16 protein-coding genes and 1 other annotated feature are annotated in these 16,495 nt (G+C 40.5%); all 16 genes read right to left on the reverse strand.

Translation table 11 applies throughout. The features are described from left to right. Positions 1–79: 79 nt before the first annotated feature. Positions 80–730: an RNA polymerase sporulation sigma factor SigH gene (sigH, locus tag GXK58_RS23375; protein ID WP_160725586.1), complete on the reverse strand. Its 651-nt coding sequence runs from the start codon at positions 728–730 to the stop codon at positions 80–82. Positions 731–799: 69 nt separating this feature from the next. Continuing rightward, complete coding sequence (locus GXK58_RS23380) at positions 800–1,309, reverse strand: NYN domain-containing protein (RefSeq protein WP_160725587.1); 510 nt, start codon at positions 1,307–1,309, stop codon at positions 800–802. Positions 1,310–1,312: 3 nt separating this feature from the next. Further along, positions 1,313–2,056, reverse strand: a complete 744-nt coding sequence (gene rlmB / locus GXK58_RS23385; RefSeq protein WP_160725588.1) for a 23S rRNA (guanosine(2251)-2'-O)-methyltransferase RlmB — start codon at positions 2,054–2,056, stop codon at positions 1,313–1,315. Positions 2,057–2,081: 25 nt separating this feature from the next. After that, positions 2,082–2,501 carry a Mini-ribonuclease 3 gene (locus GXK58_RS23390; protein ID WP_160725589.1) on the reverse strand — a complete coding sequence of 140 codons (420 nt, stop codon included), beginning with the start codon at positions 2,499–2,501 and terminating at the stop codon, positions 2,082–2,084. A 3-nt stretch (positions 2,502–2,504) separates the two neighbouring features. Next, positions 2,505–3,902, reverse strand: coding sequence for a cysteine--tRNA ligase (gene cysS / locus GXK58_RS23395; protein WP_160725590.1), 1,398 nt, complete (start codon positions 3,900–3,902; stop codon positions 2,505–2,507). Further along, positions 3,883–4,545, reverse strand: coding sequence for a serine O-acetyltransferase (gene cysE, locus GXK58_RS23400; protein WP_202171442.1), 663 nt, complete (start codon positions 4,543–4,545; stop codon positions 3,883–3,885). Before cysE ends, cysS begins: the two co-directional genes overlap by 20 nt. A gap of 63 nt (positions 4,546–4,608) precedes the next feature. Continuing rightward, positions 4,609–4,866, reverse strand: a binding site (T-box leader). 47 nt (positions 4,867–4,913) lie between these two features. Further along, complete coding sequence (gene gltX / locus GXK58_RS23405) at positions 4,914–6,371, reverse strand: glutamate--tRNA ligase (protein ID WP_160725592.1); 1,458 nt, start codon at positions 6,369–6,371, stop codon at positions 4,914–4,916. Positions 6,372–6,441: 70 nt separating this feature from the next. Further along, positions 6,442–6,924, reverse strand: coding sequence for a 2-C-methyl-D-erythritol 2,4-cyclodiphosphate synthase (gene ispF, locus GXK58_RS23410; RefSeq protein WP_160725593.1), 483 nt, complete (start codon positions 6,922–6,924; stop codon positions 6,442–6,444). Next, positions 6,924–7,616: a 2-C-methyl-D-erythritol 4-phosphate cytidylyltransferase gene (gene ispD / locus GXK58_RS23415; RefSeq protein ID WP_160725594.1), complete on the reverse strand. Its 693-nt coding sequence runs from the start codon at positions 7,614–7,616 to the stop codon at positions 6,924–6,926. Before ispD ends, ispF begins: the two co-directional genes overlap by 1 nt. A gap of 88 nt (positions 7,617–7,704) precedes the next feature. Further along, positions 7,705–8,793 carry a PIN/TRAM domain-containing protein gene (locus GXK58_RS23420; protein ID WP_160725595.1) on the reverse strand — a complete coding sequence of 363 codons (1,089 nt, stop codon included), beginning with the start codon at positions 8,791–8,793 and terminating at the stop codon, positions 7,705–7,707. Between the two features lie 203 nt (positions 8,794–8,996). Continuing rightward, positions 8,997–10,070 carry a DNA integrity scanning diadenylate cyclase DisA gene (disA, locus tag GXK58_RS23425; RefSeq protein WP_160725596.1) on the reverse strand — a complete coding sequence of 358 codons (1,074 nt, stop codon included), beginning with the start codon at positions 10,068–10,070 and terminating at the stop codon, positions 8,997–8,999. 3 nt (positions 10,071–10,073) lie between these two features. Next, the gene (radA, locus tag GXK58_RS23430; RefSeq protein WP_160725597.1) at positions 10,074–11,456 is read right to left on the reverse strand and encodes a DNA repair protein RadA; all 1,383 of its coding nucleotides are present in this window, start codon (positions 11,454–11,456) and stop codon (positions 10,074–10,076) included. A gap of 150 nt (positions 11,457–11,606) precedes the next feature. Beyond that, on the reverse strand, positions 11,607–14,048 hold the full coding sequence (gene clpC / locus GXK58_RS23435) for an ATP-dependent protease ATP-binding subunit ClpC (protein WP_160725598.1): 2,442 nt from the start codon (positions 14,046–14,048) through the stop codon (positions 11,607–11,609). 17 nt (positions 14,049–14,065) lie between these two features. Then, positions 14,066–15,136 carry a protein arginine kinase gene (locus GXK58_RS23440; protein WP_160725599.1) on the reverse strand — a complete coding sequence of 357 codons (1,071 nt, stop codon included), beginning with the start codon at positions 15,134–15,136 and terminating at the stop codon, positions 14,066–14,068. Position 15,137: 1 nt separating this feature from the next. After that, entirely contained in the window at positions 15,138–15,686 is a 549-nt protein-coding gene (locus GXK58_RS23445) for a UvrB/UvrC motif-containing protein (protein ID WP_160725600.1), read from the reverse strand. Positions 15,687–15,717: 31 nt separating this feature from the next. Beyond that, positions 15,718–16,179: a CtsR family transcriptional regulator gene (locus tag GXK58_RS23450; protein ID WP_160725601.1), complete on the reverse strand. Its 462-nt coding sequence runs from the start codon at positions 16,177–16,179 to the stop codon at positions 15,718–15,720. Positions 16,180–16,495 lie beyond the last annotated feature (316 nt).

Genomic DNA, 16,495 nt, shown 5'->3' on the forward strand with positions numbered 1-16,495 from the left:
AATGTATCATGACCCCTATTTTATGTCAATAACCTCTAAATCAGATTAATAATATTGACATTTTTGCCAAAAATTATCCTTACAATGAAAACTCGCGAATCTCTAGATAGCGTTCAAGTTTCCTTTTTACTCTCTGCAGGGCATTATCAATGGATTTCACATGACGATTCAGCTCTTCAGAAATCTCCTGATAGGATTGGCCGTCTAAATAAAGTGCCAATACTTTACGCTCTAAGTCGCTTAAGAGTTCGGTCATTTTTACTTCAATATGGTCAAATTCTTCTTGATTGATAATTAGCTCTTCCGGATCCAAAACCTTTGCACCTGATAAAACATCCATTAAGGTTCGATCAGATTCTTCATCATATATAGGCTTGTCCAAAGAAACATAAGAATTTAACGGAATATGCTTTTGCCGTGTGGCCGTCTTAATGGCAGTAATGATTTGACGGGTAATACAGAGTTCCGCAAACGCTTTAAAAGAAGTCAGCTTGTCCTCACGGAAATCACGAATCGCCTTATATAAGCCAATCATTCCTTCCTGGACAATATCTTCTTTATCTGCTCCAATTAAAAAATAGGATCTTGCTTTTGCACGTACAAAATTACGATACTTGTGAATTAAATAATCCAATGCTTCACTTTCACCTTGATGCACCAAGTCGACAATTTCTTCATCTTCCATTACGAAAAAACGCTCGTTAATCTTTGTTCCGAAGTCCGTACTCAAGTAGATCCCCTCCACCGAACATGCATAGATATTAATAGTATACATTAGAAATATTTTGAAGTCGAGGGCTCATTTTTTACCTCTGCGCCATTTTTCAAAAATTTCTGCCATTTCTGCACTAATCGGTATTTTTGAGAATGGTTTTTTTTCTTGGATTTTTTTAACCTTTTTCTCTATCCCCTTTTCAATGGAGGACATTTCAATTAACAGTTCCCGGGCGGATTTCCTCAATGCCCCTTGTCCGAAAATAGCCCATTGCTCCGTGAAATCAGAGGTGGCCACATGAATTTGCGTTCTTCGATTACTTAAACTGATCGCCATTTTCTCAATTCGTTCATCAGCCGTTTCATTTTCCTTTGTAAAGATCACTTCTACTTTATGGTTTTTATATTTCTTCTCTATTCCTTGTACATAGTAGGCATCGAAAACAACAATGACCCGATAACCGGAAAAGGCCTGATACTCTGCCATTTTCTCAATCAAACGATCCCTTGCTGCTGGTAAATCTCGATCCTTTAATACCTTTAGTTCAGGCCAGGTCCCAATTATGTTGTATCCGTCGACAATCAAGATGTCCATATCTTACCTGCCAAGCGGATGACGTTTGCGATAGACCTCATACATGAGTAGTGATGCAGCAACAGACGCATTCAACGAGGTTACTTTGCCAACCATCGGTAAATGAATAAGAAAATCACACTTATCACGGATTAACCGTCCCATTCCTTTTCCTTCACTGCCTATTACCAGGCCAAGCGGCAGGGCACCATCCATTTGGCGATAATCCTCTTTCCCCTTCGCGTCAGTTCCGGCAATCCATACGCCCCGCTCTTTCAATTCGTCAATCGTACGGGCCATATTTGTCACCCGAACAACTGGTATATACTCAATTGCGCCCGTAGAGGCTTTGGCAACCGTTGCTGTTAACCCCACTGCCCTTCGCTTCGGGATGATAATCCCGTGTGCTCCGACCGCATCAGCAGTCCGCATGATTGATCCAAGGTTATGTGGATCCTCAATTTCATCCAGCAATAAAAAGAAAGGTGCCTCACTTTTCTTCTCCGCTGCAGCAAACAAATCATCCATTTCTGCATATTGGTAAGCAGCCACATAGGCAAGCACACCCTGGTGATTTTCTTCTGCAATTTGGTCTAGCTTCTTTTTGGGAACAAATTGTACAAGGACATTTGCTTCCTTTGCCAATTGTGTAATCTGCTGCATCTGCCCCCGCTGCGAACCTTCGGCTATTAATATTTTATTAATATCCCTCTCAGATTTAAGTGCTTCTATAACCGGATTTTTCCCAACAATATATTCTTGACTCATCTAATGCTCCTCCTTTCGAAAAAGTTCAATCTCTGTTACTATCGGTTTCGATATAATTAAAGGATTTTTCCACTAACTCCTCGAGCCGTTCTAATCTTCCTTCTAAAAATAGAAAACCGATTAATGCTTCAAATGCTGTACTATAGCGATAGGTTTGTACATCTGTATTTTTAGGAACTGATCCCGATTTTGCATTGCGCCCGCGCAAAACAACTGCAGACTCCTCTTCATTTAGAAGTTTTTCATCCATAAACCTAAATAGAATCCGGCACTGTGCTTTAGCGGAAACATATCTTGTCGCTGTGCGGTGCAATTGATGGGGCCTCACCTTACCGCTATAGAGGAGGTGCCGCCTGACATAAGATTCAAAAACGGCATCTCCCATATAGGCAAGAGCAAGACCATTCAATTGTTTGGCATCAACGTTATTCTCATGATCAAGCATGAATCAGCCTCTTTTCCACCTTGTACCTTGCGGTGTGTCCTCTAATATAATATTCATTTCCTTTAATTGATCCCTAATTTGATCAGACAATTGGAAGTTCCGATCTCTTCGCGCCTGGTTACGCTTTTCGATTAACGCATCAATATCTTCATCCAGCATTTCTTCGCTGCCCAGCGTTAATCCCAATACACTGAATAACTCTTCAAACTTGTCAGTAAAGGCCTCAATGACTTCTACAGCTGTATTTTTCTCCAAGAGATAATAATTCGCTAATTTGGATAACTCAAATAGGACAGAAATAGCCAAGGCTGTATTAAAGTCATCATCCATTGCCTCTATGAATTGGTCATGAAGATGGTTGATCTTATCCAGCCACTCTTGATTATGGTCGGTTAAATCTGTACTTGCCTCTTTGCGGTGCTGTAAATTTTGATAAGAAGTGGTTAAACGATCGAACGCCGCTCTGGTACTTTCTAATAATTCCTCACTATAATTAATTGGATTACGATAATGGACGGATAGCATAAAGAATCTTAATACTTGCGGATTATGTCTTTGGATAATGTCATGCACAAGGACAAAGTTTCCAAGTGACTTAGACATTTTTTCATTGTCGATATTGATATACCCATTATGCATCCAATACCTAGAAAATAGTTTGCCTGAAAGTGCTTCTGATTGAGCAATCTCATTTTCATGGTGCGGGAAGGTTAAATCCTGGCCGCCCGCATGGATATCAATTGTATCACCAAGATACTTTTTCGCCATTGCTGAGCATTCAATATGCCAGCCAGGGCGTCCAAGTCCCCAAGGACTCTCCCAATAAATTTCTCCTTCTTTTGCCGCTTTCCAAAGAGCAAAATCTAAATCATCTTCCTTTTTATTGCCTACTTCAATTCTAGCCCCTACTTGGAGGTCATCAATAGATTGATGAGAAAGCTTTCCGTACTCATCAAAGCCTCTTGTATGGAAGTAAACATCCCCTTCTGATTCATATGCAAAGCCCTTTTCTATTAACTGGCTAATGAAATCAATAATAATGTCCATATTTTCCATTACCCGCGGATGAACATCTGCCTTTTGGCACCCTAAAGCCGAAACATCTTCAAAGTATGCATTGATAAAGCGGTTTGCAATGGTCGGAACATCCTCCCCAAGCTGATTAGCCGCACGAATTAATTTATCATCGACATCTGTGAAGTTTGAAACATATTTAACATCATAACCACGGTATTGCAGATAACGTCGTACTGTATCAAATACAATGGCCGGACGGGCATTTCCTATATGAATATAATTATAGACAGTTGGACCGCAGACATACATTTTTACCTTGCCTTCTTCGAGAGGCACAAAGGTTTCTTTTTTCCTAGTTAATGTATTATAAATTTGAATGGCCATTTACTTTTATCCTTTCATCTTTTAATTCTTGAAGCGCTTGTCTTAACTGATATACTTCACTTTCCATTTCACGAAAGCGGTCAGCGATTGGGTCAGGAAGATCACAATGGTTTAAATCTTTTGCTGTTGGTATCCGGACGCCATCTTGAATGACCACCCTGCCTGGTATCCCGACTACTGTTGAGTTAGGTGGTACTTCCTTTAAAACAACTGAACCTCCGCCGATTTTTGAATTTTCACCGACCGTGATTGAGCCAAGTACCTTTGCTCCTGTAGCAATAAGAACATTATCTTTAATGGTCGGATGGCGTTTTCCTTTTTCTTTCCCTGTTCCGCCAAGTGTAACACCTTGGTATATAGTTACATTATCCCCAATTTCACAGGTTTCCCCTATGACAACACCCATACCATGGTCAATAAAAAATCTCCTGCCTATTTTTGCCCCTGGATGTATTTCAATTCCAGTAAAGAAACGGCTTGCTTGTGAAATCACCCGGGCCGGGAAATATAATTTCCGCTTGAAGAGTGCATGTGCAATCCGATGTGACCAAATGGCATGCACACCTGAATAGGTCAAAACGACTTCTAAAATGCTCCGCGCAGCCGGATCTTGTTCAAAAACAACTTCAATGTCCTCTTTCATCCTTTTGAACACCGCTCTTCCCCCTTTGTCTCCCTATATATAAAAAACGCCCCTGTCGCAATCGACAGAGACGCTTAAATACGTGGTTCCACTCTGATTAGGTCTATTAAACAAACTCCCCACTTAATAGGAAGTTCAGGTAAACATGACCTCACTCTACTTGTTAACGGATGGCTCCGCCCATATCTACTCGAGTTGACTCCTTTCGAAATGGGGCTCAGAGGTGCATTTCAAAAAATGAGGGGCCTAAACCACTTACAGCCGGTGATGGTTCTCTCTTTAAAGCATCATTCTTTTACTTTTCCTCTTCTTCGCTTTATCAATTATAAAATTCTTTCCTATTACTATATTACATTTTTCCCTTATTGTTAACTAATAATTTTATTAATTCTGTTTTGGACCTTAGCTTTACCTAATAATTCGATTGCCTGCGGCAAATCCGGACCATGTGTTTGCCCTGTTACAGCCGCACGAATCGGCATAAACAGGTTTTTCCCTTTTTGACCGGTTGATTTTTGGACAGCCTTCATGGCTGCTTTAATTCCATCAGCCCGGAAAGCTTCCAGCTGGTCAAGTTCATGAGAAAATGCCTTTAACACTTCAGGGACTGTTTCACCCGCTAAGATTTCCTTCGTATCTTCTTCATAAACGGCATCATCCTGGAAGAACATATCGGATAATTCTACGATTTCAGCACCAAAGCTCATTTTTTCTTGTAAAAGAGCCACTAGGCCTCGTGCCCACTCATGTTCCTCATCTGTTAATCTCTCACTTAGGCGTCCCACTTTAATAAGGTGCGGCAGAGCCAGCTCTAATAAACGGTCAACCTCAATCTTTTTCATATATTGGTTGTTCATCCATGTTAACTTTTGCTGATCAAATAGTGCCGGTGATTTTGAGAGTCGGTCGGCATCAAAGAGCTCAATAAATTCTTCTTTTGAAAATAGCTCTTCTTCCCCAGCAGGTGACCAGCCTAAAAGGGTAATAAAGTTAAATAACGCCTCCGGAAGATAGCCCAATTCTTCATATTGTTCAATAAATTGGATAATTGATTCATCACGCTTACTTAACTTTTTCCGGCTCTCGTTCACAATCAGGGTCATATGACCAAATACCGGCGGCTCCCAGCCTAATGCCTCATATACCATTAACTGCTTGGGCGTGTTTGAAATATGGTCATCTCCGCGAAGTACATGACTGATTTCCATTAAGTGATCATCGATGGCAACCGCAAAGTTATAGGTTGGTGTCCCATCCTTTTTCACCATTACCCAATCACCCATACCCTCTGATTCAAACGATACATTTCCTTTGACCATATCATCAAATGTATAGGTTTTACCTTCAGGTACGGCAATTCGGATACTAGGCTCCCGGCCTTCAGCTTCAAACTGACGGCGTTGTTCTTCTGTTAAGTGACGGCATTTACCAGAATAGTGGGGTGTTTCGCCTCTTTCTGTCTGGGCTTCACGTTCTGCTTCCAGTTCTTCTTCGGTACAATAACATTTATAGGCATGGCCAGTTTCTAGTAATTGCTTATAATAAGTTTCATAAATATGATTTCTTTCTGATTGGCGGTAAGGACCGTATTCACCACCGACATCCACACTTTCATCCCAATCCATTCCGAGCCACTTTAAATATTTTAATTGGCTTTCTTCCCCGCCGGCAATATTTCGTTTTTTATCCGTGTCTTCTATCCGGATAATGAATTTACCGCCTTTATTTCGCGCAAATAAATAATTGAATAATGCAGTACGGGCGTTTCCAATATGTAAATGTCCCGTTGGACTTGGAGCATACCTTACACGAACTTGGTTTGACATAATGCTGCCTCCATCAATAAATATTGTTTCAACCGATTTATTTTACCATTGTAAAATAAATCAATAAAGTTTATTCATTTACCTTTTTTAATAAAACAACTGCCTGTGAAGCAATGCCCTCGCCTCTGCCGGTAAAGCCAAGCTTTTCTGTCGTCGTCGCCTTTACATTAATCTGCTCTGGAGCGGCTTCTAACAATTCAGCAATTCTTGCCCGCATCTCTTCAATATATGGCGCCATTTTTGGTTTTTGGGCAATAATTGTACAATCAGCGTTAACGAGTTCATATCCCTTGTCCTTGACAAGCTGCCATACATGTTCCATAAGCTTAGCAGAATCGGCATCCTTAAAATTTGGGTCTGTATCGGGAAAATGCTTGCCAATATCCCCTTCACCAATCGCACCCAGACATGCGTCACTAACAGTATGTAATAAAACATCTGCATCAGAATGCCCCAAGAGCCCCTTTTCATACGGGATGGTAATGCCGCCAATGATTAGCGGGCGTCCTTCCGTTAATTGGTGAACATCAAAACCTTGTCCAATTCGAAACATTAGTTTAGCTCCTTTTCTCTCTTTTTTAAAATTGCTTCAGCAAAATATAAATCCTCAGGTGTAGTCAGTTTAATATTATCGTAATCCCCTTCAACGATAGCCACTGGATAATTTAACCGCTCCACTAGGCTCGCATCATCTGTTCCAAGGAAATGATCCCTTTCAGCTTTTTCATAGGCTTCTTTCAGTAAGGAAATGCGAAAAGCTTGTGGGGTTTGGACAGCCCACAAGCTTGAACGTTCGACAGTCTCCATTACCACACCCTCAGAAACTCTTTTCATGGTATCCTTTGTCTGTACAGCCATGATTGCAGCTCCTGTTTCTTCTGCTTTCTGTGTTAAGTGGTGGATATGACTCTTTCGAATAAACGGACGTGCTGCATCATGAACAAGGATCGTGCCATCCACTTTGACAGTTTTTAGCGCATTATGAATACTGTGCTGGCGCTCATCTCCGCCAGGTATCAGACTCAATACTTTTCCAATTGAAAAATTTTTCAGCAGTTCATTAATTTCCTTTTCATCCTGGGGGTGTATGGCTAAAAGAATACCGCTGCAGGCTTCATCCTCTTCAAAAACCTTTAAGGTATGAACCAGAACTGGTATTTCATTAATCTCTAATAAAAGTTTATTTTTCCCCGCTTGCATTCTTTTTCCCAGACCAGCTGCCGGGATAATGACTTGGTAAGTCATAAAAAAACCCCTTCTGTCTTTCTACTCATTATACCCGCTAGAAGCACTCCGATTACTATTTCAACCGAAGTGCTTCTCTATTTATTACCTATAAAGCTTTTTCCAATAACTTTGGTTTGGCAAATATCATCCGGCCTGCTGATGTTTGAAGGACACTCGTAACAAGGACTTCAATCCTCTTGCCGATATATTCCCTTCCTTCTTCAACGACAATCATCGTTCCATCATCTAAATAAGCTACGCCTTGATGATATTCCTTTCCATCCTTAATAACTTGAACAGTTAGTTCCTCCCCAGGAAGGACCACTGGCTTCACAGCATTAGCTAAGTCATTAATATTTAATACAGATACTTTTTGTAATTCACATACTTTATTTAAATTAAAGTCGTTCGTGACAAGCATTCCATTGGTTAATTTAGCAAGTTTAACAAGTTTTGAGTCTACCTCGCTAATCTCTTCAAAATCACCTTCATAGATTTCTACATTTATGGAAAGTTCCTTTTGAATCCGATTTAATATATCCAATCCTCTGCGGCCACGATTTCGTTTTAATACATCGGAGGAATCTGCGATATGCTGTAATTCTTCCAGAACAAATTGTGGAATAACAATTGTTCCTTCTAAAAATCCAGTTTGACAGATATCAGCTACCCGCCCGTCGATAATCACGCTCGTATCTAATATTTTCAAAGCCTTACCGGCTGCAGGTTCGGCTTCTTCCTCACCAGACTTTTTCTTGTTTCCTCGATTTCCAAACAGGCTCAGAAGCTCATCCCGCTTTTTAAAACCAACTTGAAATCCTAGATATCCAAACAAAAGCGTCAGAAGGATCGGTGCAACGGCATTTATGATTGGCACCTGAACAGCATTTAGAGCAAAACTTATCAAAAAAGCGACAAACAAACCAAAAATTAAACCAACACTGCCAAAAAGTACATCGGTAACAGGAATCTTAACCAGAGAATCTTCCGTCCATTTAATAAAGTCAAAGACATAATCTACTGCCCAAAAGGTAATAAGATAAAAAATAATAGCCCCTATAATAGCAGTAACATATGAATTATTAATTAGTGGAATGTCATTGATATGAAGTAATTTAAACAATTCCGGCAGTAATAGAATCCCCAGTGTACCTCCAATAATGAGGAAGCATGCCTGCACAATTCTTTTTAACATTCCTTCACCTCCTCTAATTCATTATAAACATAATCACAAAATTGAAACCTTCATTTTGTGATATTTTTTCCCATTTGTAATGAACTTTTAAAAAAACTGTATTGTAAATTTCTTACTTCTCATAGGGTATCATTGGAAATTTCCCCTGTCAAACCAATAGGGACTGTACATATTTTGGTGTGTGTTTGTCTATTTAAACTTCATCATAGATGCCGGTCGGTATAAAGCCGTTCTTTAATTAATTTAAAGCCCTCTTTAATTTTCTTTGCCCGGACTTCTCCAATTCCCTCAACCTCATCGAGTTCTTCAACGGTAGCTGTAATTATTTTAGATAACTCTCCAAAACAAGTGATTAAGTTCTCAATGATAATCAATGGGAGCCTTGGGATCTTATGAAGGATTCGATAACCGCGCGGGTTTTTATTTTCATCAAGATGGACATAGCCAAGATAGCCCATTAATTTCAATATAACTACGTCCTCAATCGTTCCGCTGTTTGCTAATGACTGCATCCGTTGAAGCACATCCCGGGCCTTTATATCCCGTTCGAATGCATAATCTTTTATAATCAGCATGATTTCCTCCTCGAGGTCCGTGAGGATTTCATTCATCTGCAGGCGGATTAGCCGCCCTTCTGTCCCAAGTTCATGTAAAAAGGTTAAGAGTTCATTTTTAATCTTCAATACCATTTCAAAACGGTGAAGAACAAGCAAAAAGTCGTTATAGGTTACCGATTCCTCGAACTCTAATATACTTAAATTGGTTATACTTTGTTCAAGAACTGACTTATATTTTTCAAGGGTCTGGATGGCTTGATTAGCCTTTGTTAATATAACCCCAATATCCTTTAAGGCATAACGGAAGTTACCTTGATATAGCGTGATTACATTTCTTCTCTGTGAAATAGCGATAACTAGTGATTTCGTTTGTTTGGCCACTCTTTCAGCTGTGCGGTGCCGCATCCCCGTTTCAGTGGATGGAATTTCAGAATTAGGTGCCAGCTGGGCATTAGCAAATAGAATTTTATTTCCTAATTCATTTAAAATAATCGCGCCATCCATTTTAGCTAGTTCATATAAAAAGCTCGGAGAGAAAGAACAATTTATTGAAAAACCACCATCGACGATGCTTTTTACTTTTTCGTTATAGCCGATTACAATGAGACCGCCCGTATTGGCTCTTAATACATTATCAATTCCCTCCCTGAGGGGCGTGCCCGGCGCAATTAACTGTAATACATCACTTACAGTTACCTCTCCAGTCTTTTTACCTTCCATCTGCTATCCTCCTAACGCTGCTTGCAGTGCCTCGCTAACTGAAGAAACACCAATTAGCTTAATGCCCTTAGGACCCGTCCATCCGCTTAAATTATTAGCCGGTAAAATGACCCGTTCGAAGCCTAATTTAGCAGCTTCTTGTACGCGCTGCTCAATTCTTGAAACTCTTCTTACTTCTCCCGTCAAACCCACCTCACCGATGATACAATCTGTTGGTCTTGTTGGACGGTCTCTAAAACTGGAGGCAATACTTACCGCAATGGCTAGATCGATTGCTGGTTCATCCAGTTTCACTCCCCCGGCTACTTTTAAGTAGGCATCTTGATTAGCCAGCAGCATCCCCACCCGTTTTTCCAGAACAGCCATTAAAAGAGGAACGCGGTTATGGTCAATTCCAGTTGCCATTCTTCGTGGATTCCCAAAACTTGTAGGTGAGATTAGTGCCTGTATTTCAACCAAGACAGGACGTGTTCCTTCCATCGAGGCCACAACTGTGGATCCCGCTGCTCCGCGAGACCGCTCTTCCAAGAAAATTTCCGATGGATTTTCCACTTCTTCGAGTCCAAATTCCTTCATCTCAAAAATACCCATTTCATTTGTTGAGCCAAAGCGATTCTTAACTGCTCTAAGAATTCTGTATGTATGGTGTCTTTCTCCTTCAAAATAAAGGACCGTATCAACCATATGCTCTAACAGTCTTGGACCGGCAATTGACCCTTCCTTGGTCACGTGTCCGACGATAAATATAGCAATTCCTTTTGTCTTCCCAATCCGCATCAATTCAGCCGTACATTCCCTGACTTGAGATACACTCCCCGGCGCCGAGGTAACCTCTGGATGATAAACCGTCTGAATGGAGTCAATAATAACAAAGCTGGGGTTTTCATTTTCAATTGTTCGATTGATTTCTTCAAGGTTGGTTTCTGAGTAGACTAACAGATTTTCTGACGAAATCCCCAGCCGTTCTGCACGAAGTTTTGTCTGTCTTAATGATTCTTCACCAGATATGTAAAGAACGGAATTACCTTTGTTCGCTAGCTGGGATGATACCTGCAGCAACAGGGTGGATTTTCCTATTCCCGGGTCACCGCCAATTAGAACTAGTGAACCCTTAACAACACCACCGCCAAGTACACGGTTTAGCTCATTTAAATCAGTCAAGATTCTCGGCTCATTCTCCATCTCTATGGCATTAATTTTTATAGGTTTGGACAGTAGATTCGAACCAGATTGAGTATGTTGAAAGGCCCCTCTCCTTGAAGTCCCTGTTACTTCTACTTCCTCAATCATCTTATTCCATTGTCCACAGCCAGGGCATTTCCCCATCCATTTTGGAGATTCATATCCGCATTCTTGGCAGATAAACTTGGTTTTTCGTTTAACCATTTCCTTCAAACCTTTCCTAACGGTATTGCACATGTATCCTGCCTAAAATTTGATTAACAATAAATAAAAAAGAGGTACACGGGTTGGCTTTATTCACGTGTACCTCTTGCATGTGTGGTTAGACACTAAAACTATTTGTAAAACTGGAATCTATTTCGCTAAACTTGGTTGTTCTGCCATTCTGACAACAAACTCACCATTGACTACATCAATTATAGCATGCTGGCCTGTTAATAACGTTCCTTTTAATAATTCTTCAGAAAGACGGTCTTCAATATGTTTCTGAATAGCACGGCGAAGTGGTCTTGCACCATACTCTGGATCATAGCCTTCCTGAGAAATTTTCTCTTTTGCTGCTAGTGTTAATTCTAGAGAGATATTTTGCTCTTTTAATCGCTTCACCAGCTGATCTGATAAAAGTGTCACAATTTCTTCTAAATGCTTTTTCTCTAACGCATGGAAGACAATGATTTCATCGATACGATTCAAGAATTCAGGACGGAAGGCCTTTTTAAGCTCTTCCATCACCTTACCCTTCATATCTTTGTAATCTTGTTCCCCGTCTTGAATATTGAAGCCCACAAACTTATTTCGCTTTAATGCCTCCGCACCCACGTTGGATGTCATAATAAGGACTGTGTTTCGGAAATCAACTGTTCTTCCTTTTGAATCGGTTAATCGCCCATCTTCGAGAACTTGAAGCAGGATGTTAAAGACATCTGGATGTGCTTTCTCGATTTCATCCAACAAGATGACAGAATACGGTTTTCTGCGGACCTTTTCGGTTAATTGTCCACCTTCTTCATAACCGACATATCCAGGAGGAGAACCAACAAGTCTGGATGTAGAGTGTTTCTCCATATACTCAGACATATCGATTCGAATCATCGAGTCCTCATCACCAAACATAGCTTCCGCAAGGGCACGTGCCAATTCTGTTTTCCCTACCCCTGTAGGGCCAAGGAACACAAATGAACCAATTGGACGTTTGGGATCCTTTAATCCCGCTCTGGCACGGCGGACTGCCTTGGAAACAGCTATAACCGCTTCCTCTTGCCCAATTACACGGGAGTGTAACGTTTCCTCTAAATTAAGTAATTTTGCTGTTTCAGTTTGTGCAAGCTTAGAGACCGGTACACCCGTCCAGCTCGAAACAACACTAGCAATATCCTCTACCGTCACTTCATTATTTTCTTTACCTTGTTTTTCTTTCCAAGTTTTCTTTGTTTCTTCTAACTGTTCACGGAGGCGCTGTTCTGTATCTCTTAACGAGGCAGCTTTTTCAAATTCCTGACTTTGAACAGCTGAATCCTTTTCTTTTCTAATGTCCTCCAGTTTAACCTCTAACTCTTTTAAATTTGGAGGCGTTGTATAAGAACGAAGCCTTACCTTTGAACCTGCTTCATCAATTAAATCAATAGCTTTGTCAGGCAGGAATCGGTCAGAGATATATCGGTCCGATAACTTAACTGCTGCCTCAATGGCTTCATCCGTGATTGAAACACGGTGATGGGCCTCATAACGATCACGTAAGCCTGCTAAAATTTGAATGGATTCCTCCATAGTCGGTTCATCCACCCGAATTGGCTGGAAACGGCGTTCAAGGGCAGCATCTTTTTCAATATATTTACGATATTCATCCAATGTAGTAGCCCCAATACATTGAAGTTCTCCGCGGGCAAGTGATGGCTTTAAGATGTTGGAGGCATCTATCGCCCCTTCTGCTCCACCAGCACCAATTAAAGTGTGAAGTTCGTCGATGAAGAGAATAATATTTCCGGCTTGGCGAATTTCATCCATTACCTTTTTCAAACGATCTTCAAACTCACCACGGTATTTGGTTCCAGCAACAACTGTACCCATATCGAGTGTCATGACACGCTTATCACGAAGGATTTCAGGCACTTCGTTGTTCACGATTTGCTGGGCAAGCCCTTCGGCAATCGCTGTCTTACCTACACCAGGCTCCCCAATTAACACAGGGTTATTTTTTGTTCTACGGCTTAACACTTCAATTACACGTTGTATTTCCTTACTACGGCCTATTACTGGGTCCAGACTGCCTTCACGGGCAATTGCTGTTAAATCCCTTGCAAGGCTGTCAAGTGTTGGCGTATTGGCATTTGCAGAGGCACCACCTTGGTGGGAGCCTGATTCATTACTGCCTAATAGCTGTAATACTTGCTGACGCGCTTTATTGAGGCTGACACCAAGATTATTTAATACCCTTGCTGCCACCCCTTCTCCTTCTCGGATTAAACCAAGAAGAATATGCTCTGTACCAACATAGGAGTGTCCTAATTTCCGTGCCTCATCCATTGATAGTTCAATAACCTTTTTAGCTCTAGGAGTATAGTGGATGGTTTGAGAAGCTTCTTGTCCTTTACCGATTAAATTTTCCACTTCTTTTTGGATTTTTTCAGAACCTAAACCAAGTCCATAAAGGGCTTTTGCTGCAATTCCTTCACCTTCACGTACAAGTCCTAATAAAACATGCTCAGTCCCAATGTTATTATGACCAAGCCTGATTGCTTCCTCTTGTGCCAGTGCCAGAACCTTTTGTGCTCTTTCAGTAAAACGTCCAAACATCATATCCTCTTCCTCCTCACCTATTTTTCCTTTTCCATTTTTATTCGGTCCCTAATTAATGCTGCTCTTCTTATATCCCTTTCATGGGGCCGCAGCGGACCGCCTGCATATTGCTGAAGAAAACCCGGCTGGGTTAAAATCATTAACTCATTTAAAATGGTTTTAGGCATATTTGTTATATACCCCATATCTATACCAAGCCGAACATCTGATAGGCAGCGGGCTGCTTCCTTCGATTCAATGATCCGGCTATTAGATAACACTCCCAGCGAGCGGAACACTCTGTCTTCTAATTGTATGTTAGAAGTTTTTCGTAATGCTTCACGAGCAGACCTTTCTTGTGAAATTAGCTGGCTCGCTACTCCTTTTAAATCACGGCAGATATCTTCTTCTGATTTTCCAAGCGTAATTTGATTGGAGATTTGAAAGATATTACCCAATGCTTCACTGCCTTCGCCGTAAATGCCTCTAACTACAAGGCCTAACTGATGAATGGCCGGGATAATACGATTGATTTGCTGTGTTAGGATTAATCCGGGCAAATGCATCATGACTGAAGCCCGCAGACCTGTACCCACATTGGTTGGACAGCTCGTCAGATATCCGTATTTTTCATTAAAAGCATAATGAATATTGTTTTCCAGCCAATCATCTATTTCATTCGCAGCCTGAAGAGCTTCTGCTATTTGCAATCCTGGGAACAAACACTGAATTCGAATATGATCCTCTTCATTTAACATTATACTTACTTCTTCATTTTCGGTTAATAGGACAGCACCATATGGCGAATCTTCCGCCAGCAGCGGACTGATTAAATGCTTTTCCACTAAAACCTGCTTTTGAAGGGGTTGTATTTCATCCATTTTCAATAATTCCATGTTGCCAAAGTTATCGATTGGAGATTCTCTTATAATACCCTCCATCTTATCGATAATCACTTTTGCTTCTTCATGTGAAAAGATAGTTGGAAATTTATAAGCTTCAAAGTTTCGGGCCAAACGGATCCGAGAGCTTAGGACAATTTCGGAATCAGGTCCTTCCTCGCTCATCCAGGAACTGACGGCTTGATTAATAAATCGTTCAAGCGACACGCTATTCCCCTCCCTCTTCATTGCCAGCTAGTTGTTTTTCTAATGTTCGGATTTGATCACGGATTTCTGCTGCCTTTTCAAATTCCTCCTGAGAGATCGCCTCTCTCATTTCCATCTTAAACTCGTCTATCTGTTTACGAAGCTGGAACGCTCCGCCAATCCGCTTAGGAATCTTGCCATTATGTGTCCAATTACCGCTGTGCAGCCGCTTTAAAACTGGATTTAACTGGTCTTTAAATGTCTCATAGCAATGAGCACAGCCAAACCGGCCTACCTTTAAAAACTGTGGAAATGTCATTGAACAATGCTGACATTGGAGAATTTCCTCTTGTTGAAATGGATTCTGGCTTGGTTTTTTAAAGGATGGATCAATATTTAATAACCCAGCCAAAAGATTATTAAAGCCAAAACCAGATTCGCCATTCAGCATAAACATTTCACCTTTTTCCTGAGCACACTTCTCACAAAGATGAACCTCTGTTTTTTCACCATTAATAATTTTGGTAAAATGAAGTGCTGCAGGTCTTTGATTGCATTCTTGACAAATCATTATTTTCACCTCTTTAAGCATCGAGCAATTATTATTTATATTTTAAAGAAGTTAACATTGCTTTTAACATTCTTGCTCTTAATTCATCACGATATGGTAAATCAATATATAAGACAGAACGATCAATCACACTCAGCATTATTTTTGCCTCTCGTTTTGTAATGATCTCCTCTTGAATCAGTCTAATAATTACATCCTCTGCGCTAGTTTGACTTATTCGATTTTCAACAAGTGAAAGCAAGTGGTCAATTAAATGGGCTAAGTCGTGGGATTGGACCTTCATGATCCGGATATAACCACCGCCTCCCCGTTTACTCTCAACTATATATCCTCTCTCAATCGTAAAACGGGTATTGATCACATAGTTTATTTGTGAAGGGACACATTGAAATTTATCAGCAACTTCGCTTCGTTTGATTTCAACAAGGTCCCCCTCACTCATTTCTAAAACTTGTTTTAAATACTTTTCAATAATATCGGAGATGTTTCTCATCTTCCCACCTCCCATCTTCTGACTTTGACTATATTTGACTTTAATTATACTGAAAATTAATTGGAAGTGCAACGATTCACTACTACAGATTTTCTCCAAATTTCACGGTTGTGAAACCTCAAAGCCTATAAATTCAAGCATTAAAAGATTCGACTTTTTTCGTAGTTACTGACTATTTAAACAAACTATGTATTGGAATAGCTAAGAATAGACCTATAATCTAAGGCAAAAAAAAAGACAACCAATAAAGGTTGTCTTTGTTTGCCTGGCAACGTCCTACTCTCACAGGGGTAAAACCCCAACTACCATCGGCGCT

This window comes from Bacillus sp. USDA818B3_A (assembly GCF_009928415.1).
Lineage (GTDB): Bacteria > Bacillota > Bacilli > Bacillales > Cytobacillaceae > Neobacillus.

What these genes read in the sequence shown, in the direction of transcription:
- GXK58_RS23445 (WP_160725600.1), bottom strand. Translation starts at nt 15,686, where the DNA reads ATGATTTGTCAAGAATGCAATCAAAGACCTGCAGCACTTCATTTTACC.
- GXK58_RS23380 (WP_160725587.1), bottom strand. Translation starts at nt 1,309, where the DNA reads ATGGACATCTTGATTGTCGACGGATACAACATAATTGGGACCTGGCCT.
- ispF (WP_160725593.1), bottom strand. Translation starts at nt 6,924, where the DNA reads ATGTTTCGAATTGGACAAGGTTTTGATGTTCACCAATTAACGGAAGGA.
- gltX (WP_160725592.1), bottom strand. Translation starts at nt 6,371, where the DNA reads ATGTCAAACCAAGTTCGTGTAAGGTATGCTCCAAGTCCAACGGGACAT.
- cysS (WP_160725590.1), bottom strand. Translation starts at nt 3,902, where the DNA reads ATGGCCATTCAAATTTATAATACATTAACTAGGAAAAAAGAAACCTTT.
- rlmB (WP_160725588.1), bottom strand. Translation starts at nt 2,056, where the DNA reads ATGAGTCAAGAATATATTGTTGGGAAAAATCCGGTTATAGAAGCACTT.
- radA (WP_160725597.1), bottom strand. Translation starts at nt 11,456, where the DNA reads ATGGTTAAACGAAAAACCAAGTTTATCTGCCAAGAATGCGGATATGAA.
- clpC (WP_160725598.1), bottom strand. Translation starts at nt 14,048, where the DNA reads ATGATGTTTGGACGTTTTACTGAAAGAGCACAAAAGGTTCTGGCACTG.
- ispD (WP_160725594.1), bottom strand. Translation starts at nt 7,616, where the DNA reads ATGACTTACCAAGTCATTATCCCGGCAGCTGGTCTGGGAAAAAGAATG.
- cysE (WP_202171442.1), bottom strand. Translation starts at nt 4,545, where the DNA reads ATGAAAGAGGACATTGAAGTTGTTTTTGAACAAGATCCGGCTGCGCGG.
- GXK58_RS23420 (WP_160725595.1), bottom strand. Translation starts at nt 8,793, where the DNA reads ATGTTAAAAAGAATTGTGCAGGCATGCTTCCTCATTATTGGAGGTACA.
- disA (WP_160725596.1), bottom strand. Translation starts at nt 10,070, where the DNA reads ATGGAAGGTAAAAAGACTGGAGAGGTAACTGTAAGTGATGTATTACAG.
- GXK58_RS23450 (WP_160725601.1), bottom strand. Translation starts at nt 16,179, where the DNA reads ATGAGAAACATCTCCGATATTATTGAAAAGTATTTAAAACAAGTTTTA.
- GXK58_RS23390 (WP_160725589.1), bottom strand. Translation starts at nt 2,501, where the DNA reads ATGCTTGATCATGAGAATAACGTTGATGCCAAACAATTGAATGGTCTT.